Origin of the sequence: Rhizobium sp. P38BS-XIX, assembly GCF_012641435.1 — a bacterium.
GTDB lineage: Bacteria > Pseudomonadota > Alphaproteobacteria > Rhizobiales > Rhizobiaceae > Rhizobium.
On record NZ_JABAIJ010000001.1, the window covers coordinates 1,407,978 to 1,433,505 of the forward strand.

Sequence of the window (25,528 nt, forward strand, 5' to 3'; positions counted from 1 at the left end):
TCATTTGCCTCCAGTTGCTGAACCGATCAGCATGGTGACGCCCTCTATCGCAGCCACATGGCTGACGAAGGCGTCGCCCCTGATCTCGAAATTCTTGTACTGATCGAAGCTTGCGCAAGCCGGTGACAGCATCACCGCCGCCGATGAATGCTCATCCCGGTCCGCATCGGCAGCAGCATGCTCCACAGCGCGCTCGAGCGTGCCGGATATCTCGTAGGCGACCTGCTCGCCGAGCGTCGCGGCGAAGGCAGGTGCGGCCTCCCCGATGAGGTAGGCCTTCGCAATACGCGGAAAGAGCGGCGCCAAAGTGGTAATGCCACCCTCTTTCGGCAGGCCGCCTGCAATCCAGTAGATATTCTCATAGCTCGAAAGCGCAGGAGCAGCGGCATCCGCGTTCGTTGCCTTGGAGTCGTTGACGAACACGACCCGGCCACGTCGCCCGACAGGCTGCATGCGATGCTTGAGACCTGGAAAGGATTTCAATCCAGAACGGATTTCATCGGGAGATACGCCGACGGCCAGGCAGGCCGCGATCGCCGCTGCGGCATTCTGTGCGTTATGACCGCCGCGCAGGGTCTGAATGCCGTCGAGATCGGCGATTTCAGCCGTCGCGCCGACGGATGCCTGCATGATGCGGCTGCCTTCAGCGTAAAGACCGTCGGCCAGCGCATGGCGTCGCGAAATCCGCGTGACCTTGCCGCCTGCCCGCTCGATGCGATCGGCAATCAACGAGGAGTAACTGTCGTCGACACCGACGACGGCAACGCCGCTGCCGGCCACCAGACGCTCCTTGATATCGGCATAATGCTGCATGGTGCCATGCCGATCGAGATGATCGGGCGTCAGATTCAGCAGAATGCCGGCCGAAGGGTTCAGTGTCGGCGCAAGGTCGATCTGGTAAGAAGAGCATTCGACGACGTAGAAGCGACCGGCCTTTGGCGGTTCGAGCGTCAGAATTGCGGTGCCGATGTTGCCACCGAGCTGCGTGTCGCGACCACTCGATTGCAGGATATGCGCGATAAGTGCCGTCGTCGTCGACTTGCCGTTCGTGCCGGTAATGGCAATAAACGGGCAATCCGGCGCATGCGCCCGCCGTTCTCTCACGAAAAGCTCGACGTCGCCGATGACTTCAACGCCAGCGGCGTGCGCGAGATCAACGGTCCAATGTGGCTTGGGATGCGTGAGCGGCACCCCAGGCGACAACACGAAGACCGACAAGGCATTCCAGTCGATCGTCCGAAGATCCGCGACAGGTATGCCTTCCGCAGCCGCCTTCGCCACGCTGTCCGGATTGTCGTCCCAGGCCGTGACCTCGGCCCCGCCTGCAACAAGCGCGCGCGCCGTCGCAAAGCCCGAACCGCCGAGACCGAAGAGAGCGACCTTTTTTCCGTTCAGCGTGGTGACCGATATCATCGACGCCTCACCGCAGCTTCAGCGTAGAAAGGCCGACCATCGCCAGGATGACGGCAACGATCCAGAAGCGCACGACGACCTGACTTTCCGTCCAGCCCTTCTTCTCGAAGTGATGGTGGATCGGTGCCATCAGGAAGACGCGGCGCTTGGTCAGTTTGAAGAAGCCGACCTGAATGATGACGGAAAGCGCTTCGAGCACGAACAGGCCGCCGATGATCGCCATGACAATCTCGTGCTTGGTCGCGACGGCAACCGAGCCGATCATGCCGCCCAGCGCCAATGAGCCGGTGTCACCCATGAAGATAGCGGCCGGCGGGGCGTTGAACCAGAGAAAGCCCAGACCCGCACCGATGACGGCGCCGAGAACCACGGCAAGCTCGCCTGTGCCGGGCACGAAATTGATCGCGAGATAATCGGCAAAGACGAAGTTGCCGGCAAGATAGGAGATCACGCCGAAGGACGCGGCGGCGATCATGACAGGCACGATTGCAAGGCCGTCGAGCCCGTCCGTCAGGTTAACGGCGTTGCCGGCGGCGACGATAACGAAAGCGCCGAACAGCACGAAGAACATGCCGAGATTGAGCAGCAGGCTCTTGAAGAACGGAAACGCGACCGAGGAGCCGAACGTCGAGCCAGCCGGGCCGGACGCCAGTGCCGTCGTCATCATGAAGTAGACGGCAATTGCCGCAATCACGAATTCGATGCCGAGGCGCGCGCGGCCGGAGAAGCCTTTGTCGCTCTGCTTCGTGACCTTCAGATAGTCGTCATAGAAGCCGATGGCGCCGAAACCGAGCGTTACGAGCAAGGTCGCAACGACATAAACATTGGCAAGGTCCGCCCAGAGAAGCGACGAGACGACAATGCCGGCAAGAATCATCAGGCCCCCCATGGTCGGGGTGCCAGCCTTCTTGAAATGCGTCTGCGGACCGTCGGCGCGGATCGGCTGTCCTTTACCCTGACGCACACGCAGGGAGGAAATGATTCGCGGACCGAAGAGGAAAACGATCAACGCTGACGTGAACAGAGAGCCACCGGTACGGAACGTGATGTATCTGAACAGATTGAGAAATCTGAAATGAGTACTGAAAAAATGAACGTGGTCCGATAGTTCGGCAAGCCAGATCAGCATAAGAGCCCTTTCTAAAGCCCCTGATGGGTATGAGGGCCCGTGTCGGAAAATGCGGGAAACTTGTCAAGCAAGCCCGCAACGATCTTTCCAAACCCCAATCCCAGCGAAGATTTCACCATCAAAACGTCGCCCGGGGCGACCGAATTGAGCGCGAATTCCGAGAGTTCCTCTGTCGTCTCGCGATATTCGACATGAACACTTTCCGGCAGTTCATCCCTCAAAACTGCCATCTCCGGACCCGCCAGCCATACATGCTCGATACCGGCCGCCAGAAGCGGTCCGGTAAGGTTCGCATGCACCCGCTGGGCATAATCCCCCATTTCCAACATATCGCCGAGTACGGCGATCCGCCTGCCCGTTCGACCGACGATCCCCGAATTGGGCGATGTCGTTGCCAGCAGCGCGATAGCCGCGCGCATGGATGCGGGATTGGCGTTGTAACTTTCGTCTATCAGCGTGAAGTAACCATGGCCGATCGCGCGCTTGTGGCGCTGGCCCCGGCCTTTTTCCGCCTGGAGGTCGGCCAGTGCATCGACGGCCTGGTCGAGATCGGCCTCCACGAGCATGACGGCGCCAAGGACTGCGAGCGCATTCTCGGCGATATGGCGGCCCGGCGCCCCGATCGCAACTTCCATCGTCTCGCCGCCGATCGTCAGCCACAGAGTGGAATTCTCTTCCGAGGCATTGAATTCCGCGAGGCGAACATCGGCCTTCGGGTGCTGCCCAAAACTGTGGATGTGCTCGATGCCGGCGGCCACCGCAGCCTGCTCCAGCAACTCGAACTGGTCATTGTCATGATTGAGAATGGCATGACCGCCCGGCACCACGCCGTCGAAGATCTCAGCCTTGGCCGCCGCGATTTCGCTGATGCTGTTGAAATTCCCGAGATGAGCCGGCGCGATCGTGGTGATGATCGCCACATGCGGCTGCACCATCTTGACCAGCGGCCGAATTTCCTCGGGATGGTTCATGCCGATTTCGAAAACGCCGAAATCCGTGTCTTCGGGCATGCGCGCCAACGTCAACGGCACGCCCCAGTGATTGTTGAAGGACGCCACCGAGGCGTGAACCTTGCCGGATGGAGACAGCGTACGCCGCAGCATCTCCTTCGTGGTCGTCTTGCCGACCGAACCCGTGACGGCGATAATCTTCGCGCGCGTGCGTTGGCGCGCCGCAACGCCCAGTCGAGCCAGTGCCGCCAGAACATCGTCCACGATGACCTTCGGCACCGTCAGACTGCCCATCGCCGGCAGACGTGCCTCGCTGATGACGATAAAGGCCGCGCCGTTCGCCATGGCCACATTGGCATAGTCATGGCCGTCGACACGATCGCCCTTGATGGCAAAGAAAGCCTCGCCCGGCTTTATGGAGCGACTGTCTATGGAAATGCCCGTAATGCCCTGAGGCAGCGTTCCGATGAAACGGCCCGAGATTGCGGCGATCAGTTCCTCAGATGTCCATAGCCAGTTCAAGACTTCAAATCCTCCAATGCTTTGCGAAGTTCAGCATGATCCGAGAACGGCAGCGTAACGGCGCCAATCGTCTGCCCTTCCTCATGCCCCTTGCCGGCAACGATCAGCGTATCGCCGGATTTCAGCATTCCGGCCGCCTTGCGGATCGCTTCGGCGCGATCGCCGATTTCCGTAGCGCAGGCGGCACCCGCCATGATCTCCGAGCGGATCGCAGCCGGCTCTTCGGAACGCGGGTTGTCGTCGGTCACGACAACAACATCTGCGAGACGGCAGGCGATCTCTCCCATGATCGGTCGTTTGCCACGGTCGCGATCGCCCCCGCAGCCGAAAACGACGATGATCCGGCCCGTGGTGAAGGGCCGAACGGAATTCAGAACGTTCTCAAGCGCGTCCGGCTTATGTGCATAGTCGACATAGGCAAGCGCCCCATCCGCCGTATGACCGACGAGTTCCAGGCGGCCCGAGGCGCCCACAAGCTTCTCGAGGGCGGCCATCGCAACCGAGGCGGCAACACCTGTCGAGATTGCCAGACCGGCCGCGACAAGCGCGTTGGCAATCTGGAAATCTCCGGCCAGGGGAATGTGGACCTCGAAAATCTCGTCGCCGATATGAACCTCAGCGATTTGCTTGTGTCGGAAATGCTCGACACGCTTGAGCGTGAGGAAGCCACCCTTGCGCCCCACCGTGCGAACGTCATGACCGGCGTCGCGAGCAGCGGCGATCGCCTGAGCAGACCAGGCATCGTCAGCGAATATGACGGCAGGCGAGCCTTTCGGCAGCAGGTCCTTGAACAGCCGCATCTTGGCGGCCATGTAGTCTTCGATCGTCGGATGATAGTCCATATGATCGCGACCGAGATTGGTAAAGGCGGCAGCGGCTAGCCTGACGCCATCCAGGCGGAACTGATCGAGGCCGTGGCTTGACGCTTCCATAGCCGCATGGGTCACGCCCTCGTCCGCGAGCTCGGCCAGCAGATTGTGCAGTGACGCCGGATCCGGTGTCGTCAGTGAACCATATTCGTTACGGGTGGGCGATACGACGCCCGTCGTGCCGATCATAGCGGCGGGATGACCGGCAAAGGCCCAGATCTGGCGCGTGAAGGATGCGACGGAGGTCTTGCCCGCAGTCCCGGTCACAGCCACCATTGCCTCTGGCTGTCGGCCGTAGAAATGCGAAGCAGCGATTGCCAGAAAACGCCTGGGCTCAGACACCGAGAGCAACGGTGCGCCCGTGGCAACGGCATCGCCGCCCGCAACAACGACCGCGGCGCCGCGGGAAACGGCATCCGCAATAAAGCTCGCACCATTGGCTTTCGTACCCGCGACGGCAACAAAGGCCATGCCGGCCGATACCTTGCGGCTATCGGCGGACACTCCCGTTATCTCGAGATCGCCAAGCGTTCCGCCAATCTGTGTTGTGAGTTCCGGAAATGCATCTCCGGCGATATCCCGCAGCTTCATCGAATGTACTTTTCGTTTTAGCCGATCCGCCCTCTCGCGAATCGGCCAGTGTATTCTTTCACGCTTAATAAGACGCCAGCAAGGCCGAGTTGTCTTTTCCGAAAGTGGGCTGGACTCCCAGAATCGGCGCAGCTCTTGCTATGATATCGCGGGCGATCGGCAAAGCGGTGAAGGCCGAAATAGTCCCGCCGCCACGCTCGCCGCTTTTCGGCTCGTCGATGAAGGTCATGACGATATATTGCGGGTCGTCGATCGGGAACGCGGCCAGGAAGCTGTTGAAGTTGAGATTATGTGCATAGCGGCCATTGACGACCTTGTCGGCCGTACCGGTCTTGCTGCCGACGTTGTACCCCGGGACGCGTGCATTACGGCCCGAGCCACGGGTGCCATTGAACTCGAGCAGGAAGCGAACGTCGTCGCTGGTGCTCTTCTTGACGACCATCTTGGCGATGGCGTCGGCCTGATCACGCGTGCGCGGAAGAAAGGTCGGGTCGATCAACTTGCCGCCATTGACGAGGGCCGATGCGGCAACAGCCGTTTGCAGCGGTGTCGTCGAGACGCCGTGGCCGAACGAGATGGTGATCGAGTTGATCTTCTTCCAGACGCGGGGCTGGCTCGGCGCCTTCACTTCCGGCAGCTCGGTATTCATCCTGTTGAGCAGCCCCAGGCGAGTCAGAAATTCCTTATGCGCATCGATACCGACGATATCGGCAATCTTCGCCGTGCCGATGTTGGACGAATACTGGAAGATTTCCGGAACCGACAGCACGCGATGCTGACCGTGGAAGTCGTGGATGGTGAAGCCGCCGATCCGGATCGGATTGGTGGCATCGAAGGCATCGCGCAACGATATCTTGCCTTCGTCGAGCGCCATAGCCATCGTGAAGGTCTTGAAGGTGGACCCCATTTCGAACGTACCGTTCGTCATGCGGTTCAGCCATCCTTCCGAAGCGCCTTCGTTGGGATAGTTGGGGTCGAAGTCGGGAGCCGAAGCCATTCCCAGCACTTCGCCGGTGTGGACGTCGAGGATCGCAGCGCCGGCACCCTTCGCCTGGAAATTCTTGACCGCGTTGACGACGGCATCACGGACGATGCCCTGTACACGCAGATCGATCGACAGCTTCACCGGCTGCAGCGGTTGATCGTTCGTCATGCCGGCGGCGGCAAGGTCGGCAAGACCTTGATCGTCGATGTATTTTTCCATGCCGGATACGCCACGGTTATCGATATTGACGTAGCCGAGGATATGCGGCGCGGTCGAGCCGCCCGGATAGAAACGACGCTTCTCGGGACGGAACCCGATACCCGGAATACCGAGCGCCAAAATCTGGCTCTGCTGCTTCGGCGTCAACTGGCGGCGAAGCCAGGCAAAATGAGAGGTCTTGACCGAAAGCTTCCGATAGGTGGATTTCGCATCGAGATCCGGCAGAACCGTGCGCAGCTGCTCCACGGCTTCATCAGGATCGATAATCTTGTTGGGCTCGGCGAAGAGGGAAACCGTACGGATGTCGGTCGCAAGCAACGCGCCATTGCGATCGACGATATCAGGCCGCGAAGCCATTAGACGATCCGGCGGCAGAATGCTGGACGTAATATCCGGCGCGGTCATCGCGAACTGGGCAAGACGTCCGCCGATCACGCAATAGATGGCAACAAAGCTGACGACCAGTAGGACGACGCGGCTTCTGGCCTGGTTCGACTTACGCTTGCGAATGCCTTCAAACAGCGAACGGGAAAACCCGTCGCCTCGCCGGTTGTTGCCATCGGTGGAAAAGTGCGCCTTGCTCTTCAAGACCATGATGCGAGAAAGAAAAGACATTAATGGCCCACCGATCCCGTTGAGATGTTGTCCACGTCCGGCTTCTTGCGCTTGGCAATAGCGGGTGCCTTGGGCCGCGGCGCCGGAGCTGCCGCCACGTCAGCGATGGCTTTCCTGATCTCGGCATCGGTGGTGTCGCCGCTCTTCGAGGCAGAAGCAACCTTGGAGCCGGCAGGCTTGGTGCTTTTGTCACCATCCTTCGCATCCGCTATGGCCGGCTGCGGAACCTGAGAGCGGAGCATCGGCAGCTCGCTCGGCTGAACGATAGCCGTCGACAGCGTCGGCTGCAGCTGAAGCTCATTGCTGTAGTTATTGACGAGGCGCTCCAGCCGGTTCGGCTGCGACACCAGGGCCCAGTCTGCCTTCAGCAGCTCAATCGTGTCCTTTTCAAGCTTGATCTCGGCTTCGAGGCGATGAACCTCTTCCAGCTTCAGCTCGGCGCGATGCTTGATCGTATAGGTCACACTGGCCATTGCCGTCATGACGCCGATCAGCACGATGTCAAAAGTCTTCAACATATCAACCTCCGAGCTTTCCGAGATTGGCGAGATTGGGCAGATCGAAGATCGAGAAATCGGCGGATTCGGCGGGCGCTGCCGTACGAAGACCGGCACGCAGCTTGGCTGAACGAGCCCGAGGATTGACTTCCGCCTCCGCATCGCTGGCCGCAACCATCGACTTGCCAATGGCATCGAACGTTGCCGGCCGCTCCTGCACGACAGGCATGTGGCGAGACCCGACAGCACGACCGGAACGATCCGCGAAGAATTTCTTGACGATCCGATCCTCAAGGGAGTGGAAGGTGACGACGACAAGCCGGCCACCGGGCTTCAGAGCCCGCTCAGCCGCAAACAGCGCTTGAGCCAACTCACCGAGTTCGTCATTGACGAAAATCCGAAGCGCCTGAAACACGCGCGTGGCAGGATGGATCTTGTCCTTGGCCTTTCGCGGCGTCACGACTTCAATCAGGCCGGCCAGATCGCGGGTGGTGACGAAGGGAGCCTCGGCACGCCGCTTTTCGATAGCATGCGCAATGCGCGGCGCCTGCTTTTCCTCACCAAGAAGAACAAAGATACGAATGAGCTCTGCAAGTTTGGCGCGGTTGACGACATCCGCAGCCGAGACGCCGCTTGCCGACATCCGCATATCGAGCGGACCGTTCTTGCTGAAGGAAAAACCGCGTTCCGCTTCATCGATCTGCATCGAGGAGACGCCGATATCCAAAACGACGCCATCAAGGCCGCCCTCGGGCGCATGCTCGGCAAGCTGGGAGAATTGCGATGAAATGAGATTGAGACGCCCGGCATGAGCGACAACGAGCGCGTGCCCCGCAGCAATCGCCGTCGGATCACGATCAAGCGCGATCACATCGGCGCCGCCAGCCAGAATGGCCGAAGTGTAGCCGCCAGCTCCAAACGTTCCGTCGAGGATGATCTTTCCGGGCGCCGGGGCCAAAGCCTCGACCACCTCGGAAAGAAGAACCGGAATGTGGCGAACAGGTCCGCCACCGGCATCAGTAGAACCTCCGCCAGAATTCGCCGCCATTCCGTGTCCCCGCTTTAATCCGAGCGCTTGCCCGCCAGCCTGCGCTCCTCTCGTGCCTGCACCTGCAAGGCCAGAAAGGCCTCCGGTCGCCATATTTGAAAATGATCCGCCCGACCGACGAAGGTTACCTCGTTGGTGATGCCGGTGAAGTCTCGAATAAAATCCGTGACCATCAGCCGCCCTTCGGCATCGAGCTTCATGAAGACCCCGCCCCCATGAATGAGGAGCGACATCTGGTTCGCCGCCGGCGAAAATGGATCGTCCGCCGCAATCTGCCGCTCGAAACGATCGAGCAGATCGAGGCCGCCGATACTGATCGCCGGAAACACAAAATCCTGGAAACAATACAGCTCCTGGATATTGCGTTCGACCAGCACGGAACGAAACGCTGCCGGCACGGAGACCCGTCCCTTGGCATCGATCCGGTTGGTCGCATTTGACAGGAAGCGGTTCATGACGCGAAACACCCGTCCCCCGTGCCCCACAAGCAATTACCCGCTCGCAGACACAGCCAAAATCGGACACAGCTTCGCAAGCCGAAAGAGAAAACACCCCTTCGACACCCCCGAACCGGGAGCAATCATGGTTTTGCGATGATTGGGCTTTTAGCCCGTATGCAGTGTTCGTTTGGGATACCATGGGACCATATGGGCGTCAATGGGATGAAGCCGCACCAGGCGCGGCCACAGCCTAAATATTCATAAGCCGTTAAGTTTAACGAAAGGTTAGGATCGGCTTTAGAGGACGTCCCAAAACGGATTGTTTTCACAAGCTAAAACGATTGGCTGCGGTAGCTGGAGGGCCTGGAAAACCCGGTATCCAAAGGCTCTCTAAATTATTTTCCGAGAGCCGAAATGCCCCTGTGGATAGAGCGAGGGTTGATTTGCCAGTTGGCCTGTAAGCCGGGTTCTGTATGGCTCCGACCAAGGTCGGAACGTGGCAGCCATTCATCTGGGACGGCGCTTGCGCGACGCCTCCTGCAACCCACCCGGATGACCGGCCCGGAAACGGGCTGGAGCGCTCGCGCACTCCGCGTCATCCCTATTCGGTCTTGCTCCCGGTGGGGTTTTCCGTGCCGTCGCTGTTTCCAGAGACGCGGTGGGCTCTTACCCCACCGTTTCACCCTTACCCAATCCGAAGATCAGGCGGTTTGCTTTCTGTGGCACTTTCCCTGAGGTCACCCTCGCCGGACGTTATCCGGCACCGTGTTTCCGTGGAGCCCGGACTTTCCTCACCTTATCGCCTTTCGACATTGATAAAGCGCGGCTGCCCGGCCAACTGGCACAGGCTCATTAACCGAGACCGCCTGCAATTGCCACCTAAATATGCGGCTTCTTAGATGGCCTGCGTCACCTGCGGAAATGCGCTGAGAAATCCGTGTCGTAGCCTTCGTCCTTGATTCGGCCTGAGAGCAGCAGCTCGGCACCCAACCGGCCGATTTCGTCCGAACTCTTGGCAGCCGTGCCGCAACCGCCGGTCAAAACAGCCACACGCGGAGACGAGCTGTAACCGATCATGGGATATCCGGTTGGCGAAAAGGAAACGGCGCAGGAATTGGTGAACGAGGCTGGCCGCTCTATGCCGGGAACAAGTGCATGAAATATCCGCACGAGGTGGTCGCGCGCCTTTTCGCGACCCGCAGTGCGGAACCAGGCGCGCAATTCCGCCTCGGACGTAAATTGCAAATCGTCCGGATCGCCACCGATCTTGATGTAGTGCTTTCCATCAGGATACCGGATCGGCGGCAGCATGTAGATGCTGTCCGCATCATCGGCGGTGACCGATATCAGCGACGGCATACCTGAAAACGCTGCTGCTTCCGCCTCGCTCACTTCGAAGAAGGTGACCGTCCGGCCATAAACCTTCATCTCAACAGGTCGCGGCAAGAGATTCTCCGCGATGGAGAAACCGCCGGCGGCCATGAGCACTTTTTCGGCACGCCAGGTTTCGCCCTCGGCGGTCGTGACGACGGCAAGTCCATGATCATCGCGAATCGAAACAACGGTCTGCTTGATCACCCGCGCACCGGCCTTCTCCGCCAGGAGAGATTGCGCCTTCACGAGCCTGCGCGGGCTGATATGACCCGCACCATGAGGCTCGAAAACGCCTTCGCTCGAGGACGCGAAGGAGAAAAATGGAAACCGCGTTTTGAGGCCGGCATCATCCAGAACATCTGTCTGGACCCCCAGATTATGCGCCGCGTCGAGAACGCTTCCGACATAGCCGTTGTCGCCACCACGCTTCGGGCCCGTCACCAGGCAGCCGACCGGCGTGTAGAACTGGATGCCGCTATCGCGCTCGATCTCCGCATAGCGGTTGATCGAGCGGTTTGCGAGGCGTGCCCAGTCCGTGTCACGATCGATGGTTCGGGTAATGCGGCCTTCGTCATAGTGACTGCCGAAGACGCCTTGATGGTTCGCGCGATCTTCCGGCTCATCCGGTCCGATGACTGCAACTCCATCCGTCTGCCTGGCAAGATGGCGGGCAGCAGCGGCCCCCATCATTCCACGACCGACGACGATGAACTTGAAATCCGCTGCCATGCCATATCCTCGCAAATGATCGAGGCTCGATAGCATGGAAAGCGATTCCACCCCACCCGATCTTCCTTGAACGGAGGCGGATCAGTCGAGCAATGCCAGGACCTTGCCGCAATACCGCTTCGAGATCGGGTTCATGCGCGTTGCGCCATGGCCTGCATTGTATTTCAGGATGGTATTGCAGGTCTGCCCGCCACCAAGATTCTGCGCCATGGCGAGATACTTCATGCCGAATTTGATATTGGTTTCGGGATCATACAGTCCCTTGGCGCGGCCGGTGTAGCCCATCAGGCGTGCGGTTGCCGGCTTGATCTGCATCAAGCCGATTTCTCCGGCGCTGCCGCGCGTTTTCGCATTGAAATTGCTTTCGATCCGAATGACCGCGGTCGCCAGTTCAACCGCGACGCCATTTTCCTTGGCGTATTTGGTAATCAGTGGGGAGTAACGGTTCTGCAGTGTCGAGGAATTGTCTGCGTCACGTAGTTCGGCGGGCGCATTGGGCACCGGAAAACCGGTGGTGCGGCTGACGGTCTTAAGCGGAACCGTTCGTTGCTTTCCATGATGCTGGCCCGCAAAGGCGCAATCATACCCTACCAGCAGCACACCCAGGCATGCTGCTGCCGCAACAATCAAATTTTTCATGTAGTCTTTTGTCTCCAGCGCGGGACCGCGAACAGCCTCAAGCCGGCACGTCCGGCTGGAGGCAAAAAGAGCCGCCGGAGTGCACAGTCCCCATTAGTCGTCTACGGCCGCGCGACACACAAAACCAAACTGCGCGGCCGCCGTTTAGCGATCGTGGTTAGACCAGCGCAATGCGGAGATAATAGGGAAAACATGTGGCGCAGCAGGGGGTTACGCGCTTTTCGACTTATAGCCGACTATGGATATCGCTGCTGTCGGCGTTTTCGTCAGGAAAAGCGAGGGAGTGCCGACAGAAGACGATGAAGCGTGTCGATCGTCGAAAAATCGGCGATCCCGTCAACCCGTTCAGGACGGAAATGACGTTGGAAAGCTTCAACCTCGCCCTTCAGCTTCTCGGAGAATTCGCCTGTAATTTCAGTTCCGTAACCGTAAAGCGAGAGCATGGACTGCAGGGCCTCGATTGGTTGGCCGACATCGCCCTTCTGGAAGAAGCGACCGCCGGTGATCGCAGCCGGCTCAACCCAGTGCCCTACGCCTTCCACAGCCAGCCGCGCCCAGGGAAACTTCTCGCCCGGATCAACCTTGCGAACCGGCGCTACGTCCGAGTGCCCGAGCACTCTTTCGGGCGCGATTGCCCAGCGTTGGCCGCAATCACGACATAGTTCGACGACCGCTTCGACCTGCGCATCCGGGAAATCGGGCAGGCCGCCCGGGTGGCCGGCATTGGCTATTTCAATGCCGATCGAGAGCGAGTTGATATCGTCCTCGCCCTGCCACGCGCTTTTGCCCGCATGCCAGGCGCGCCGATCCTCCGGCACCAATTGCATAACGCGCCCGTCTTCGAAAACGAAATAATGACTTGATACTTGGCTCTCGCTTCGACAGAGCCAATCCAGCGCGCCGTCCGCCGTGCCCATACCGGTATAGTGCAGCAAGATCATATCCGGCTTGCGCCCGTCCCGGCGTTCACCGTGGTTCGGCGACGGCTGAACCACGGCGCGTGAAAAATCGGCCTCGAATGCAGTCATGCGGCGCGGCGTTCTTTTTCGATCTCGGCATAAGCCGCGTTCAAAGCCGCCATACGTTCGTTGGCGATCACATGGAACTCTTCCGGAACGCCCCGAGAGACCAGGCGATCTGGATGGTTCTCATAGACAAGCCCATGGTAACGGCGACGGATGGTCGGGAAATCGTCCTGACGCGAGACGCCGAGGATCTTGTAGGGATCACGCCCGCCGGCGCTGACATGGCGCGCCATGATCTGGTCGAACCGCTCCTCACTCATCTGGAATATCTGCGCAACGTGCTGCAGGAATTCCATTTCCTTCTCGTGGATCAAGCCGTCGGCCTTGGCAATGTGAAACAGGCCGTCGAGCACATCCTCCAGCACCGGGCAGTTCTTAGTGCAGGTGACGCAGAGCGTCGACAGACGTTCAGCATAGGCTTCGTAACCGGCGACGTCCTGACGTGCCAGATTGTAGAGACGTGCGACGTTCTTGGCCTGATCCTGCGGAAATTCGAAGATCTCGCGAAACGCATTGACCTCGTTTTCGGTCACGATGCCGTCGGCCTTCGCCATCTTGGCGGAAAGCGCGATGACCGCAACGGAAAATGCCACCTTTCGGCGGGTTTCCGGGTCGCCTTCGAATACAGTGCGAATGGCCTCGACCACCGCCGACAGGGCATTGCCAGCGGTGCTACCAATAGCATTCAGCAATTTTTCCCAAAACGACATCGTAGTTCCAAAGGCTCTCATAAACTATGGAACACATTGACCAAATAATGCCTGGCAATGCAAGCAGTCCATTCGTCGCAAGGGCGAAAACACTTTTCACAATTTGGTAATGATGGTGTGTTTCGAGCCTTCCGTGAGAAGCGCGGCACCATCATGCCCTGCCCTGTCCAAACCAGAAAACAAACCGCGTGTTTCTTAAATTCTTTACTTTACAGCCATTCAAGCCTGTCGCATCCATTCCCACGGCAACCATTGAAATAAAGCAGCTCGACTGCAAGGAGGATCTCCATGGCCAAACAGAAAGTCGCAATGCTCACCGCCGGTGGATTGGCGCCCTGCCTTTCCTCAGCCGTTGGCGGGCTGATCCAGCGCTACACCGACGTCGCGCCGGAGATCGACATCATCGCCTATCGCTCCGGCTATCAAGGCGTTCTCCTGGCTGACAGCCTCGCGGTGACACCGGCCATGCGCGAGCGCGCGCACCTTCTGCATCGCTACGGCGGTTCGCCGATCGGCAACAGCCGCGTCAAGCTCACCAACGCCGCAGACTGCGTCAAGCGCGGTCTGGTCAAGGAAGGCGAAAACCCATTGCGCGTCGCAGCCGAGCGCCTCGCCTCCGACGGGGTCACCATCCTTCACACGATCGGTGGCGACGATACGAATACGACGGCAGCCGATCTCGCTGCCTATCTCGGCGCCAACGGCTATGACCTCACCGTCGTAGGCCTGCCGAAAACCGTCGACAACGACGTCGTGCCGATCCGCCAGTCTCTCGGCGCCTGGACGGCAGCCGAAGTCGGCGCAGATTTCTTCGACAACGTCAGCAACGAACAGACCGCCGCCCCCCGCACGCTGGTCATTCATGAAGTCATGGGGCGTCACTGTGGCTGGCTGACGGCGGCGACCGCACGCGCCTATATCCAGAAGACCAGCGCCAACGAATATGTCGACGGCTTGATGATGAGCGCCGCCCTGAAGGCTATCGACGGCCTCTATCTGCCTGAAATGGCATTCAACATCGAGACTGAAGGCGAGCGCCTGCGCAAGATCATGGAAAAGACCGGACAGGTCACGCTGTTCGTATCGGAAGGTGCCGCGCTCGACGCGATCGTTGCCGAACGGGAAGCCGCCGGGGAAACAATCAAGCGCGATGCCTTTGGCCATGTGAAGATCGATACCATCAATGTCGGCGGCTGGTTCCAGAAGCAGTTTGCCTCGATTATCGGCGCGGAGCGATCCATGGTGCAGAAGTCGGGTTACTTTGCTCGTTCCGCGCCGGCAAACGGCGACGATCTCCGCCTCATCCAGGGAATGGTCGATCTCGCAGTCGAAAGCGCGCTCAACAAGGTTTCCGGCGTCACCGGCCATGACGAAAGCCAGGGCGGCAAGCTGCGCGTCATCGAATTCCCGCGCATCAAGGGCGGCAAGGCATTTGATATCTCCTCACCTTGGTTTGCCGAGGTCATGGAGCATATCGGCCAGAAATATGCGCAAGCCTGAATGTTCCACAATCTGGAGCCGCGATCGGTGATCAAACTGATTGACTGATCGTAAATCCAATGTCTTTGCTGGCGGCGAAAAGGAATAGGGAGGATTCCATGTCCATCGAAACCTGGCTCGCTTTCGCCGCCGCGTCCTGCATCATGCTGGCCATACCGGGGCCGACCATTCTCCTTGTCATTTCCTATGCGCTCGGCCACGGCCGCAAGACGGCTCTGGCAACGGTCACCGGCGTAACCCTTGGCGACTGCACGGCAATGACGGCCTCCCTCATGGGTCTGGGCGCCATTTTAGCTGCCTCTGCCACATTGTTTACGATTCTGAAGCTGATCGGCGCGGCCTATCTCGTCTTCCTCGGAATCAAGCTCTGGCGTGCCCCAATTGTTAAGGGTCCGTTAGGGGATAATGACAATCTCCCAGAGGAAAAACCGCTCAAGATTCTGCTGCACGCCTACGTTGTAACCGCACTTAATCCGAAGAGTATCGTCTTCTTCATTGCGTTCGTGCCGCAGTTCCTCGACCTGTCGAAGCCATTTCTTCAGCAAACGCTTATTTTGGAGGCAACTTTCCTCACGCTGGCGGCTTTGAATTCGCTGATTTACGTCTTCGTCGCCGACATGGCGCGCGGTGTTATCCGCAAGGCAAGCGTGCAACGCGCCGTCAACCGCACAGGCGGAACTCTGTTGATTGCGGCCGGCGCAGTCACCGCCGGCTACCGCCGAATGGCTGCCTGACGCGGTCCAGGGTTGCGGCGCGATCACGGATAGGTTAATGGGGATTCATAATTTTATCGATCCTGTGACCGAATTGTGAGGTCCTGTGACCGATTTGCATCGCAAATAGCTTTGGTTTTTTCGAAAGTGACAGAATGGTAGCGATCGGATTTCCTAGCCTGAAGCGCAGCGTTGCCTTGTCGGCAATGATGTGCGGCGCTCTGGCCGGGTGTGCTAGCACCCAGCAGCAGACGTCTCAGGCAGATCTCCCGTCGGCACACGCCAACGTGCCGCATCCGAATACGACCCTGACCGCAACTGGCGCCGCTGCGCCTGTTAGCGGTGTCGCAACAGCCTCGGCCGCTCCGGTTTCCGGAGCGCCTCAACAACAAGCTGCAATGGCGAAATCCGGCCGCGTCGGCGCGGGCACCCTGGAGCAGCAGCAGATCGCTGCCGCACAGGCCCGTATGGGTCAGCCGACTGTCGCCGCTGCAAACACCGCGCCCAATCAGGGCAGCGCGGCCATTGCCGCTGCAACGGGCACGCCCTCGGCCGATACGACGGCTGCTGCAGCCTACGCATCGTCCGACACGTCGCTCATTCCATCCGTTGTCGCAATTCCGATGCCTAATCCCGCACGTCCGGGCGACGAGGCTCTGATGCCGGCAGCCGGCCCGGTCGCTCAAACGGCCGAGCAGACAATCCCGATGACATCGGATCTCGCCGCCATCCAGGTGGCTGTACCAACCCCTCGCCCCGATAATGAAGCCCAGGCGGAAGTTGCTTTTGCAACGCCGGCACAGATCGGCCTCCTGCGCTATGCGGACAACCGCATGCATTACGATTTCAATTTCGACAGCAGCGGCCCGACGGTCGTTCCGGCCGTCATGACGACGACGAATTACGATTCAGACGTTCCGCCCGCCGAAAAGGGCTACGTTTCGAAGCTCATTCAGAAATACGCGAAGATCTATGAAATTCCGGAATCGCTGATCCATCGCGTCGTTCATCGCGAGAGCCGCTATAATCCGAAGGCTTACAATCGCGCCGGCTATTTCGGCCTGATGCAGATCAAGTACAATACGGCCAAGTCCATGGGTTACGAGGGACCGCCGTCCGGTCTGCTCGATGCCGAAACCAACATCAAATACGCCGCCAAATATCTGCGCGGTGCATGGATGACGGCAGACAACAAGGCCGAGAACAAAGAAGCCAGCGCTGTGCAGCTCTATGCGCGCGGCTACTACTATGACGCCAAGCGCAAGGGCTTGAGCGACGTCGCCAACGGCAATTACTGATTTTACCGAAGCATTTTTGGAAGCCGGCCTAGTTTGAGGCCGGCTTTATCACATCCATGATCCGCTTCACAAGGATTTGCGGCCGATAGTCGGCCCAGGCTGGCGTGAGGCCCATGCGGACGACCACCAGATTGGCCGAGGGCACGATCGCGACGGTCTGGCCGTCATGACCGCTCATCCAGAACGTATCGGCAGGCAAGCCAAACTGCGCGTTCGAACCGCCAGGACCGGCCAGCCACGCCTGAACCTGCGAATAGACACCCTCGGAAGCCTTCGTCGGGGTGCGCATGGCACCAACGAACCCTTCGGGCAGAAGGCGATTTCCCTTCCAGACACCATCCTGCAGCAGGAATTGACCGAAACGCGCCCAATCACGCGCATTGGCATAAAGATAGGAACTGCCGACAAACGTTCCGCGCTCATCGGCTTCAAAGACCGCGCTGTACATGCCGAGCGGTCCAAAAAGAGCTTCACGCGGATAGCCGACGGCGGCACTCAGATTTGGAAGCCTGTTCATCCACAGTCGCGAAAGCAGCGTCGCCGTGCCGCTCGAATAGCTGAACCGCTCGCCGGGTGCCGCGACTTGGCGCGCATTGGCGGCAATGCTCGTCGTATCCGGATCGAGATAGAGCATACGGGTTACGTCGGAAACGCTGCCATAAGACTCGTTGAAGGCAAGGCCGCTCTCCATGGCAAGGAGATCGCTAAGCTTGATGTCCTTGCGCGCATCGGCGCTCCATTGCGGCAGCAGATTCTGATCGTCAAACGACATGCGACCGGCGAGCATCAGACGCCCGACGATGGCGGCGTTGACCGTCTTCGTCATCGACCAGCCGATAAGCGGTGTCGCCTTGCTGAAGCCGTCGCCATAAGACTCGGCAACGATATGTCCATCCTTAACGACGACGATGGCGCGCATGGCGGGACCGGCCAGTTCGGAATTGTCGACAACAGCGGCAAGCTTGGTGCCCTGATCGCCCTGGCCGACATTGACGGTATCCCCATCCGGCCATAGCGCATCGCTTTTCGGTGCCTTGATCTTATTGAGGAAGACGGCGCTACGAGCGCCCTGCAGGTCACCATCCGGCACCGACGTGCAGCCGAGCGCGCCGCGATAGAGCGCATAGTTTGGCGCAAACAATCCAAGGAACCGCGCCCGCACCACGCCCTCGTCGCGATCGACCGAAACCCTTATCAGCTTCAGCGCCGGATTGCCGGGCGCCTGCACATCATCAGCCAGCACCTGATCCGGGTCACGCTTGGCGACGAATGTATTGGAGCACACCATCTTGGCGGCATAACCATCGCCGACCTTCAACAGCTCAGGGGGAGAAACGGAGAGCCAAACGGCTCCGCCTGCGACAATGATCAGCAGCAAAACAACAAGTGCTCCGATCACTCTCGAAATCAAACGCATGTCACATACCCTCCAAAAGGTAGGCGGAGACAATCAGGAAACGCAACAAGATGAAAGGCCTATCGTTATTGCGACCTCGCAAATGTGCGTAGCGCCGCTTTTAGAGCGAATCTACCAACAGTCCACGTCATCAGACTGTAGCATTATCGGGTTACACGCCCTGAACCTTAAAAATAGGGTAGCTAGACTCAGATGACTGAATTCGCCCCAGATGCCGGTCTCCGGAAAAATCGGAAACTCAAAGACGCTCTGCTTCAGCACAAGGCCCTTTCCAAGGCCGGCCTTTCGGAGCGCCTCTTCGGAATGCTGTTTTCCGGCCTCGTCTATCCACAGATCTGGGAAGATCCGGATGTCGACATGCAGGCGATGGAGCTTCAGCCGCATCATCGTATCGTCACGATCGGGTCCGGCGGCTGCAATATGCTTGCCTATCTCTCACAGGGCCCCGCTTCGATCGACGTCGTCGACCTGAACCGGCATCATATCGCGCTGAACAAGCTGAAGCTCGCCGCCTTCCGGCTGCTGCCTGGCCATTCCGATCTGGTGCGCTTCTTCGCGACACCGGGCGTCAGCGTCAATAGCCAGGCCTACGACCAGTTCATCGCGCCGAGGCTCGATGCGGCCACGGCATCCTACTGGGATGGCCGCGATCTCTATGGTCGCCGCCGCGTGACGGTCTTCAACCGCAACATCTACAAGACGGGCCTGCTCGGCCGCTTCATCGGCGCGGCCCATGTGCTCGCCCGCCTGCACGGCGTCAGTCTTGCCAAGATGACCGAAGCCCGCACGATGCGCGAACAGCGTCAGTTCTTCGAAAACGAGATCGCACCGATCTTCGATCGTCCGATGGTTCGCTGGTTGCTCGGCCGCAAGAGCTCGCTCTTCGGTCTCGGCATTCCGCCGCAGCAATATGACGAGCTTGCCAGCCTGGCCGGAGACGACTCGATTTCAGCCGTGCTCAGGCACCGCCTGGAAAAGCTCTCCTGCCATTTCCCAATGCGCGACAATTACTTTGCCTGGCAAGCCTTTGCGCGGCGCTATGCGGGTCAGCATCAAGGCCCCCTGCCCACGTATCTCAAGCCTGAGCACTATGCGGCGATCCGCGCCAATGCCGATCGCGTCGATGTGCATCATGCCAATTTCACGGAATTGCTGGCTTCAAAGCCTGCAGCCTCGCGCGACCGTTATATCCTACTCGATGCGCAGGATTGGATGACGGACGATCAGCTCAACAGCCTTTGGGCAGAGATTACCCGCACGGCGCGCGAAGGCGCCCGCGTGATCTTCCGCACGGCTGCCGAAAAGAGCATCATCGAAGGACGTCTGTCGCCGGCCATCCGCGATCAGTGGGTTTATTTCGAAGAGCGCTCGCAGCAGCTCAACGCACTTGATCGTTCCGCGATCTACGGCGGCTTCCACATCTACGGGAAAAAAGCGTGAGCCAGGCGGACACAGGCATAGATAACAGCGCGAACAACCACGCCAGGCTGATGGACGGCATGTACCGTTATCAGCGCCACATCTATGACCTGACCCGCAAATATTATCTCTTCGGCCGGGATCGCACCATCGCTCAGCTGAACGTGCCTGTCGGCGGCTCGCTGCTGGAAGTTGGCTGCGGCACGGGCCGCAACATGCTGCTGGCCTACCGCACCTTCCCTTCGGCACGGCTTTACGGCCTCGACATCTCGCAGGAAATGCTGATCTCTGCACGCCGCAATTTTCGCGGTCTGAAGCAGATGCCGGATTTTCGCGTCGCCGACGCCACAGCCTTTTCAGCAGCCGACTTCGGCACAAACGGCTTCGACCGGGTAATGATTTCTTACGCCCTGTCGATGATACCGGATTGGGAAAGCGCGGTTGATGCGTCGCTTAACGCCGTCGCGCCGGGCGGTGAACTTCACATCGTTGATTTCGGACAGCAGGAAGGCCTTCCTGGCTGGTTCCAGGCGCTCCTCAAAGGCTGGCTGACGAAATTCCACGTGATCCCGCGCGCCAACCTCCTGACCGTGCTGGACGAAAAGGCGCAGGCGCGAGGCATGGTTTTGAAGACCGAAAAGATCGGGCGCGGTTACGCATGGCGGGCCGTCATCACCAATCGAGTTCGCTGAAAGTCACGGATTTCATCGTGAAATCAGGGCGGCACCGGCTTCAAGCATAAGAATCTGCTTGAAGATAACGCATTTTTTACGTTGATATGGTGAATAAAGTGGCAAGATCACCCGTCTTCGGCGTGATCCGCCGCTCTTTTTGATTCTCGGGGACCATAATACGGAAGCCAAATCTTGGGGCAGCAAGATCACTCGCGTCACAACAGGATATTCATGCGCCGGCTTCTGGCATGCCTACTGCCACTCGTCCTGGTCTTGAACGGCTGCACGACAGGCTATGATGCCCTCTCGACCACCGGCATACCCAAGACCAGGTTCAGCGATACAAAACCGCAGGATTTCGGCCGCGATCATCCTGGGCGCCATCCCATCCATGGCATCGACATTTCCAAGTATCAGGGCGATATCGACTGGAAAGCCGTCAAGGGCGCCGGCGTAGCCTTCGTCTTCATCAAGGCGACAGAAGGCAAGGATCGGATCGATCCGCGCTTCACCGAATATTGGAATGAAGCAAGCGCCGCCGGTCTTCTGCACGCGCCCTATCATTTCTTCTATTTCTGCTCCACCGCCGACGAACAGGCCGATTGGTTCATCCGCAACGTGCCGAAGGACGCCATGGCGCTTCCGCCTGTCGTTGATGTCGAATGGAATCCCGGTTCACCCACATGCCGTACGAGGCCGGCACCGGACGTCGTGCGCAGCGAAATCAAGCGGTTCATGGATCGCCTGGAAGCCTATTACGGAAAGCGGCCGATCATCTATACTTCGGTCGACTTCCACCGTGAAAACCTGGTCGGTTACTTCAAGGATTATAAGTTCTGGGTGCGCTCGGTGGCAAAGCATCCCAAGGAGATCTATGCCGATCGCAGCTGGGATTTCTGGCAGTATACATCCACCGGCATTATCCCCGGAATCAAGGGGCCAACGGATATCAACGTCTTTGCCGGCTCCGAACAAAACTGGCAAAACTGGGTGGCGGCAGTAGAGAAGCGAGGAAATTCTTAAGGCCGACTCCACTTCACTCTTGCTTATGTCACAATCTTCTGTGAAAGCGACCCTATTCTATCACCTAGGAAGGATCGCCCATGGACCGTCATACCATCCGTCGCAGCGCGCTCGCATTCATCTTCGCCTCGGCCATGGCCGGCACGGCGTTTGCTCAGAGTGCAACTCCGGCCGCCGCACCGAGCGCGGATGGCGCGAACGCTCCCAAAGCGGCTTGTGGCGGCGATCTCGCGCCCTTCCTTGCGGGTGTGAAGGCAGAGGCGGTTGCAGCCGGTGCGGACCCGGCGGCAGCCGATAAGGCCCTTGCCGGCGCACAGATCGATCCCAAGGTTCTGTCCATGGACCGTGGCCAGGGCGTCTTCCGCCAGACCTTCCTCGAATTCTCGCAGCGCACCGTCAGCCAGGGCCGCCTCGACATTGGCCGTCAGAAGATGAAGCAGTATGCCGATGTCTTCGCCAAGGCTGAGCAGGACTATGGCGTTCCTGCCGGCGTGATTACCGCCTATTGGGCGATGGAAACCGATTTCGGCGCGGTCCAGGGCAATTTCAATACCCGCAACGCACTGGTCACGCTTTCCCACGACTGCCGTCGTCCGGATTTCTTCCGCCCGCGTCTGATCTCCTATATCGAGATGGTGCAGCACGGCGATGCCGATCCGAATACCACGACAGGCGCATGGGCTGGTGAAATCGGCCAGACGCAGATGCTTCCGCCTTCGATCATCACCTACGGTGTTGATGGCGATGGCGATGGCCACGTCAACCTCAAGACGAGCGCACCCGACGTCATTCTGACAACGGCAAAGTTCATCCAGAGCCTCGGCTTCCAGCGCGGCCAGCCTTGGCTGCAGGAAGTCTCTGTTCCGGACAACTTGCCCTGGGAGAAATCCGGCATTGGCGGCACGCTGACGGCTGGCGACTGGTTCAAGCTCGGCGTCAAGCCGCGTGACGGAAACACGAATTTCGGTTCCCTGTCGGCTGCGCTGATCCTGCCGCAGGGCCGCAAGGGTACCGCTTTCCTCGCCTATCCGAACTATACCAACGCCTATCTCGGCTGGAACCAGTCGTTCGTATACACAACGTCGGCTGCCTATTTCGCTACTCGTTTTGCCGGTGCGCCCCCTTACAACAAGGGTACGCCCGAGCCGGGTCTGAACGATGTCGACATGAAGGCGCTTCAAACCAAGCTGGTTGCGCGTGGTTACGACGTCGGCAAGATCGACGGCATTCTGGGCTCCGGCACGCGCATCGCCACCCAGAAGGAACAGTTCCGCCTGGGTATGCCGGCCGATGGTTGGGCAACGACGGCGCTCCTGAACGCGCTTTAAGCTCGACAACTTGACTTTCGGAAGGCGGCCTCCGGCCGCCTTTTTTGTTTTCCATCGTCTTATCCCGCGATAGCCGAAAAACATGAAACGGGTGGGAGGTGTCCATCCTCTGTGCTTGAAAAGCGAGGCAAAGGAGCACGGCAATGGACAGCAACAACCGAATGAGCAGCCTCACATGGGGTCTTCTGCTATTACTGGGATTGATCTGGGGCGGATCGTTTTTCTTTGCACGCATTGCAGTTCATGACGTGCCGCCCCTCACCCTCGTCCTTCTGCGGCTGCTGCTGGCGGCGATTGCGCTGCATCTTTATCTTGCCGGCCGTTTCGGCATCTATGCGGCGCTGAGGAAGCATTGGCTGCAGTTCCTGCTTTTGGGCCTCATCAACAACGCCGTACCCCATGCATTGATATTCTTCGGGCAGACGCAGATGGGAGCCGGCCTCGCCTCAATTCTCAACGCCACCACACCGATCTGGACAGTGTTGATCGGCAATCAGCTGACGACCGATGAACGGTTGAGCTCGGCGAAACTCATCGGCTCCCTGACCGGGCTTGCCGGCACAGTGGTATTATTGGCGCCGAGCGTTACCAACAGCGCCGCCGTACCCTTCTGGGCTCTGCTACTGCCTATTCTTGCTGCGATTTCCTACGGCTTTGCAGCGATCTATGCCAAGCGTTTCAAGGGCATTGCGCCGCCCGTGGTTGCTGCAGGCCAGCTAACGGGCTCCTCGCTCATCATGTTGCCGATCGCGCTTCTCTTCGATCATCCTTGGACGCTCGCGACCCCACCCGCTCCTGCCATCGCAGCAATACTGAGCCTGGCCCTTTTATCGACAGCCTTCGCCTATATCCTCTACTTTCGCATCATGGCGCTTGCCGGTGCTACGAATACCTCACTCGTCACCTTGCTTGTGCCGCCAAGCGCCCTGCTGCTTGGGTTTCTTTTCCTCGACGAACGGCTCGGCTTCAGCGAATTTGCCGGGATGGCGCTCATCGGCGCCGGGCTGATCGTGATTGATGGCCGGCTCTACCTCTGGATCAAAAATAGCGTCCGCCCCCGGACGGCGTGATGACCGCTGCCGCAAAAGCGATCTCGCCGACGGGGGAAATCAGGTGCTGCATTAAGATTTGCACACAGCTAAGCGAAGAGCCGATAGCGGCGACTTTTCAAAACTATATCAGATATTTAAGCCATACTCATGAATCAAAATGCGAGCCTCATGCCGCGCCGCAGCATCGATTTCGCTTTCCAACCGACACATTTTGGACATAAAATTTAATCGCTGACTGAGGAGGAAGATATGGGATTGACGAGATCCATCAACGTCCTGGTGGTCGGTGCGGCCTTCGCTTTCATCGTGACGATGCTTTTCATCTAACGAACATCGAGGGACCGCAGCGGCCGAACTCCGAAAGCTAACAAAACACGAGTTTCATTAGAAAAGCGCATGACCGGATGGACATGCGCTTTTTCGTTGCGTGTTCCAGGCAATGTTTTCAGGCTGCGGCGCCTGCTGGTGCGTCAATCCTACGCTGCAGGCCCAAGCGCTCCAGCACGGCGGAAACAAGAGGTGCGCGGTTCATCGTGTAAAGATGAAATTCATGGATGCCGCGGCGCACGAGATCCTGGATCTGTTCTGCCGCCACATCGGCGGCAACCTTTGCACGTTCCTCGGGGTGATCATCGAGACCTTCGAAACGCTCGTCGAGCCGGGACGGAATGCTGGTGCCGCAAGCACCGGCGAAACGCTTCAACTGCGTCAGGTTCTGGATCGGCATGATGCCCGGAACGACCGGGATCTTGATGCCGGCCGAGCGAACGTGATCGTGATAGCGCGCAAAGGCATCATTATCGAAGAAGAACTGTGTCAGGGCACGGTTTGCACCATTGTCGGCCTTGCGCTTCAGCATGTCGATATCTGCAGCCGTATCGCGGCTTTCCGGATGCTTCTCCGGATAGGCGGAGACGGAAATGTCGAAATCACCACGCTCACGCAAAGCGCCGACCAATTCGGCGGCGTTGGCATAACCGCCCGGATGCGGTTGATAAGCGCTGCCGACGCCGCCCGGCGGATCACCGCGTAAGGCAACGAAACGCCGAGCTCCGGCGGCCAGGAACTCGTCAATTACCCGATGGGTATCCTCCCGCGTCGCGCCGACACAGGTTAGATGCGTGGCAGTCGTAAACGGCGTCTCGTGGATCATTCTGCGCACGGCCGACAGCGTCGGTGCCTTGGTCGACCCGCCGGCGCCGTAGGTCACCGAAACGAATTCCGGTTCCCAGTCGCTGAGCTCGGCGACCGTATTCCACAATTGCTGCTCGGCTTCTTCCGACTTCGGCGGGAAGAACTCGAACGAGATACGAATGCCGTTCTGGCTGCTTTCCGATTTAGAAGACATA

General features: G+C 59.1%; 22 protein-coding genes and 1 other RNA gene. 8 read left to right on the forward strand and 15 right to left on the reverse strand.

Going from position 1 to position 25,528, the window contains the following annotated elements; translation table 11 throughout:
- The 13 genes from murD to HGP17_RS06860 all read right to left on the reverse strand — a co-directional run bounded on the left by murD (nucleotide 1) and on the right by HGP17_RS06860 (nucleotide 13,755).
- A complete protein-coding gene (gene murD / locus HGP17_RS06800; RefSeq protein ID WP_168807131.1) occupies nucleotides 1–1,413 on the reverse strand; it encodes a UDP-N-acetylmuramoyl-L-alanine--D-glutamate ligase in 1,413 nt (470 codons plus the stop codon).
- Between the two features lie 7 nt (nucleotides 1,414–1,420).
- The gene (gene mraY / locus HGP17_RS06805; protein WP_168807132.1) at nucleotides 1,421–2,542 is read right to left on the reverse strand and encodes a phospho-N-acetylmuramoyl-pentapeptide-transferase; all 1,122 of its coding nucleotides are present in this window, start codon (nucleotides 2,540–2,542) and stop codon (nucleotides 1,421–1,423) included.
- Between the two features lie 11 nt (nucleotides 2,543–2,553).
- On the reverse strand, nucleotides 2,554–4,014 hold the full coding sequence (locus HGP17_RS06810) for a UDP-N-acetylmuramoylalanyl-D-glutamyl-2,6-diaminopimelate--D-alanyl-D-alanine ligase (RefSeq protein ID WP_168807134.1): 1,461 nt from the start codon (nucleotides 4,012–4,014) through the stop codon (nucleotides 2,554–2,556).
- Nucleotides 4,011–5,474 (reverse strand): UDP-N-acetylmuramoyl-L-alanyl-D-glutamate--2,6-diaminopimelate ligase, encoded by a 1,464-nt coding sequence (locus HGP17_RS06815; protein ID WP_168807136.1) that lies wholly within the window; start codon nucleotides 5,472–5,474, stop codon nucleotides 4,011–4,013. Before HGP17_RS06815 ends, HGP17_RS06810 begins: the two co-directional genes overlap by 4 nt.
- A 64-nt stretch (nucleotides 5,475–5,538) precedes the next feature.
- Nucleotides 5,539–7,293 (reverse strand): penicillin-binding protein 2, encoded by a 1,755-nt coding sequence (locus HGP17_RS06820; protein ID WP_168807138.1) that lies wholly within the window; start codon nucleotides 7,291–7,293, stop codon nucleotides 5,539–5,541.
- Nucleotides 7,293–7,811: a hypothetical protein gene (locus HGP17_RS06825; RefSeq protein ID WP_168807140.1), complete on the reverse strand. Its 519-nt coding sequence runs from the start codon at nucleotides 7,809–7,811 to the stop codon at nucleotides 7,293–7,295. The genes HGP17_RS06820 and HGP17_RS06825 overlap by 1 nt, the downstream gene beginning before the upstream one ends.
- Nucleotide 7,812: 1 nt before the next feature.
- The gene (gene rsmH / locus HGP17_RS06830; RefSeq protein WP_168807142.1) at nucleotides 7,813–8,838 is read right to left on the reverse strand and encodes a 16S rRNA (cytosine(1402)-N(4))-methyltransferase RsmH; all 1,026 of its coding nucleotides are present in this window, start codon (nucleotides 8,836–8,838) and stop codon (nucleotides 7,813–7,815) included.
- A 14-nt stretch (nucleotides 8,839–8,852) separates the two neighbouring features.
- Nucleotides 8,853–9,293, reverse strand: a complete 441-nt coding sequence (gene mraZ, locus HGP17_RS06835) for a division/cell wall cluster transcriptional repressor MraZ (protein ID WP_168807144.1) — start codon at nucleotides 9,291–9,293, stop codon at nucleotides 8,853–8,855.
- A gap of 427 nt (nucleotides 9,294–9,720) precedes the next feature.
- Nucleotides 9,721–10,120: RNase P RNA component class A (gene rnpB / locus HGP17_RS06840), an RNA gene on the reverse strand.
- Nucleotides 10,121–10,187: 67 nt separating this feature from the next.
- Complete coding sequence (locus HGP17_RS06845) at nucleotides 10,188–11,381, reverse strand: FAD-dependent oxidoreductase (protein WP_168807146.1); 1,194 nt, start codon at nucleotides 11,379–11,381, stop codon at nucleotides 10,188–10,190.
- 81 nt (nucleotides 11,382–11,462) lie between these two features.
- Nucleotides 11,463–12,020 carry a transglycosylase SLT domain-containing protein gene (locus HGP17_RS06850; RefSeq protein WP_168807148.1) on the reverse strand — a complete coding sequence of 186 codons (558 nt, stop codon included), beginning with the start codon at nucleotides 12,018–12,020 and terminating at the stop codon, nucleotides 11,463–11,465.
- Between the two features lie 266 nt (nucleotides 12,021–12,286).
- Entirely contained in the window at nucleotides 12,287–13,048 is a 762-nt protein-coding gene (locus HGP17_RS06855) for an N-acetylmuramoyl-L-alanine amidase (RefSeq protein ID WP_168807150.1), read from the reverse strand.
- Nucleotides 13,045–13,755 carry a DnaJ family molecular chaperone gene (locus HGP17_RS06860; RefSeq protein WP_168807152.1) on the reverse strand — a complete coding sequence of 237 codons (711 nt, stop codon included), beginning with the start codon at nucleotides 13,753–13,755 and terminating at the stop codon, nucleotides 13,045–13,047. The genes HGP17_RS06855 and HGP17_RS06860 overlap by 4 nt, the downstream gene beginning before the upstream one ends.
- 288 nt (nucleotides 13,756–14,043) lie before the next feature.
- On the opposite strand from HGP17_RS06860, the gene HGP17_RS06865 reads away from it, so the two are divergent.
- The 3 genes from HGP17_RS06865 (at nucleotide 14,044) to HGP17_RS06875 (ending at nucleotide 17,266) form a co-directional block, all read left to right on the forward strand.
- Entirely contained in the window at nucleotides 14,044–15,255 is a 1,212-nt protein-coding gene (locus HGP17_RS06865) for a pyrophosphate--fructose-6-phosphate 1-phosphotransferase (protein ID WP_168807154.1), read from the forward strand.
- Nucleotides 15,256–15,353: 98 nt separating this feature from the next.
- Nucleotides 15,354–15,989, forward strand: a complete 636-nt coding sequence (locus tag HGP17_RS06870) for a LysE family translocator (RefSeq protein WP_168807156.1) — start codon at nucleotides 15,354–15,356, stop codon at nucleotides 15,987–15,989.
- A 134-nt stretch (nucleotides 15,990–16,123) separates the two neighbouring features.
- Nucleotides 16,124–17,266 (forward strand): lytic transglycosylase domain-containing protein, encoded by a 1,143-nt coding sequence (locus tag HGP17_RS06875; RefSeq protein WP_168807158.1) that lies wholly within the window; start codon nucleotides 16,124–16,126, stop codon nucleotides 17,264–17,266.
- A gap of 28 nt (nucleotides 17,267–17,294) precedes the next feature.
- Here the strand turns inward: HGP17_RS06875 and HGP17_RS06880 are convergent, their stop codons facing one another.
- A complete protein-coding gene (locus tag HGP17_RS06880; RefSeq protein WP_168807160.1) occupies nucleotides 17,295–18,683 on the reverse strand; it encodes a serine hydrolase in 1,389 nt (462 codons plus the stop codon).
- A gap of 192 nt (nucleotides 18,684–18,875) precedes the next feature.
- Here HGP17_RS06880 and HGP17_RS06885 point away from each other — a divergent pair, with 192 nt between their 5' ends.
- The 5 genes from HGP17_RS06885 to HGP17_RS06905 all read left to right on the forward strand — a co-directional run bounded on the left by HGP17_RS06885 (nucleotide 18,876) and on the right by HGP17_RS06905 (nucleotide 24,197).
- Entirely contained in the window at nucleotides 18,876–20,123 is a 1,248-nt protein-coding gene (locus HGP17_RS06885) for a DUF3419 family protein (protein ID WP_168807162.1), read from the forward strand.
- Nucleotides 20,124–20,173: 50 nt separating this feature from the next.
- Entirely contained in the window at nucleotides 20,174–20,794 is a 621-nt protein-coding gene (locus HGP17_RS06890) for a class I SAM-dependent methyltransferase (protein ID WP_168808125.1), read from the forward strand.
- A gap of 213 nt (nucleotides 20,795–21,007) precedes the next feature.
- Nucleotides 21,008–21,799 carry a GH25 family lysozyme gene (locus HGP17_RS06895; protein WP_168807164.1) on the forward strand — a complete coding sequence of 264 codons (792 nt, stop codon included), beginning with the start codon at nucleotides 21,008–21,010 and terminating at the stop codon, nucleotides 21,797–21,799.
- Between the two features lie 80 nt (nucleotides 21,800–21,879).
- Nucleotides 21,880–23,127, forward strand: coding sequence for a lytic murein transglycosylase (locus HGP17_RS06900; RefSeq protein ID WP_168807166.1), 1,248 nt, complete (start codon nucleotides 21,880–21,882; stop codon nucleotides 23,125–23,127).
- Nucleotides 23,128–23,270: 143 nt separating this feature from the next.
- Nucleotides 23,271–24,197 (forward strand): DMT family transporter, encoded by a 927-nt coding sequence (locus tag HGP17_RS06905; protein WP_168807168.1) that lies wholly within the window; start codon nucleotides 23,271–23,273, stop codon nucleotides 24,195–24,197.
- A 427-nt stretch (nucleotides 24,198–24,624) separates the two neighbouring features.
- Here HGP17_RS06905 and metF read toward each other — a convergent pair whose 3' ends face one another.
- A complete protein-coding gene (gene metF / locus HGP17_RS06910; RefSeq protein WP_168807170.1) occupies nucleotides 24,625–25,527 on the reverse strand; it encodes a methylenetetrahydrofolate reductase [NAD(P)H] in 903 nt (300 codons plus the stop codon).
- Nucleotide 25,528 lies beyond the last annotated feature (1 nt).

What these genes read in the sequence shown, in the direction of transcription:
- HGP17_RS06900 (WP_168807166.1), top strand. Translation starts at nt 21,880, where the DNA reads ATGGACCGTCATACCATCCGTCGCAGCGCGCTCGCATTCATCTTCGCC.
- HGP17_RS06815 (WP_168807136.1), bottom strand. Translation starts at nt 5,474, where the DNA reads ATGAAGCTGCGGGATATCGCCGGAGATGCATTTCCGGAACTCACAACA.
- metF (WP_168807170.1), bottom strand. Translation starts at nt 25,527, where the DNA reads ATGTCTTCTAAATCGGAAAGCAGCCAGAACGGCATTCGTATCTCGTTC.
- HGP17_RS06845 (WP_168807146.1), bottom strand. Translation starts at nt 11,381, where the DNA reads ATGGCAGCGGATTTCAAGTTCATCGTCGTCGGTCGTGGAATGATGGGG.
- HGP17_RS06850 (WP_168807148.1), bottom strand. Translation starts at nt 12,020, where the DNA reads ATGAAAAATTTGATTGTTGCGGCAGCAGCATGCCTGGGTGTGCTGCTG.
- murD (WP_168807131.1), bottom strand. Translation starts at nt 1,413, where the DNA reads ATGATATCGGTCACCACGCTGAACGGAAAAAAGGTCGCTCTCTTCGGT.
- HGP17_RS06860 (WP_168807152.1), bottom strand. Translation starts at nt 13,755, where the DNA reads ATGTCGTTTTGGGAAAAATTGCTGAATGCTATTGGTAGCACCGCTGGC.
- HGP17_RS06890 (WP_168808125.1), top strand. Translation starts at nt 20,174, where the DNA reads ATGGACGGCATGTACCGTTATCAGCGCCACATCTATGACCTGACCCGC.
- rsmH (WP_168807142.1), bottom strand. Translation starts at nt 8,838, where the DNA reads ATGGCGGCGAATTCTGGCGGAGGTTCTACTGATGCCGGTGGCGGACCT.
- HGP17_RS06820 (WP_168807138.1), bottom strand. Translation starts at nt 7,293, where the DNA reads ATGTCTTTTCTTTCTCGCATCATGGTCTTGAAGAGCAAGGCGCACTTT.
- HGP17_RS06825 (WP_168807140.1), bottom strand. Translation starts at nt 7,811, where the DNA reads ATGTTGAAGACTTTTGACATCGTGCTGATCGGCGTCATGACGGCAATG.
- HGP17_RS06880 (WP_168807160.1), bottom strand. Translation starts at nt 18,683, where the DNA reads ATGCGTTTGATTTCGAGAGTGATCGGAGCACTTGTTGTTTTGCTGCTG.
- HGP17_RS06855 (WP_168807150.1), bottom strand. Translation starts at nt 13,048, where the DNA reads ATGACTGCATTCGAGGCCGATTTTTCACGCGCCGTGGTTCAGCCGTCG.
- HGP17_RS06885 (WP_168807162.1), top strand. Translation starts at nt 18,876, where the DNA reads ATGACTGAATTCGCCCCAGATGCCGGTCTCCGGAAAAATCGGAAACTC.
- HGP17_RS06870 (WP_168807156.1), top strand. Translation starts at nt 15,354, where the DNA reads ATGTCCATCGAAACCTGGCTCGCTTTCGCCGCCGCGTCCTGCATCATG.
- HGP17_RS06895 (WP_168807164.1), top strand. Translation starts at nt 21,008, where the DNA reads ATGCGCCGGCTTCTGGCATGCCTACTGCCACTCGTCCTGGTCTTGAAC.
- HGP17_RS06865 (WP_168807154.1), top strand. Translation starts at nt 14,044, where the DNA reads ATGGCCAAACAGAAAGTCGCAATGCTCACCGCCGGTGGATTGGCGCCC.
- HGP17_RS06905 (WP_168807168.1), top strand. Translation starts at nt 23,271, where the DNA reads ATGGACAGCAACAACCGAATGAGCAGCCTCACATGGGGTCTTCTGCTA.
- HGP17_RS06875 (WP_168807158.1), top strand. Translation starts at nt 16,124, where the DNA reads ATGGTAGCGATCGGATTTCCTAGCCTGAAGCGCAGCGTTGCCTTGTCG.
- mraZ (WP_168807144.1), bottom strand. Translation starts at nt 9,293, where the DNA reads ATGAACCGCTTCCTGTCAAATGCGACCAACCGGATCGATGCCAAGGGA.
- mraY (WP_168807132.1), bottom strand. Translation starts at nt 2,542, where the DNA reads ATGCTGATCTGGCTTGCCGAACTATCGGACCACGTTCATTTTTTCAGT.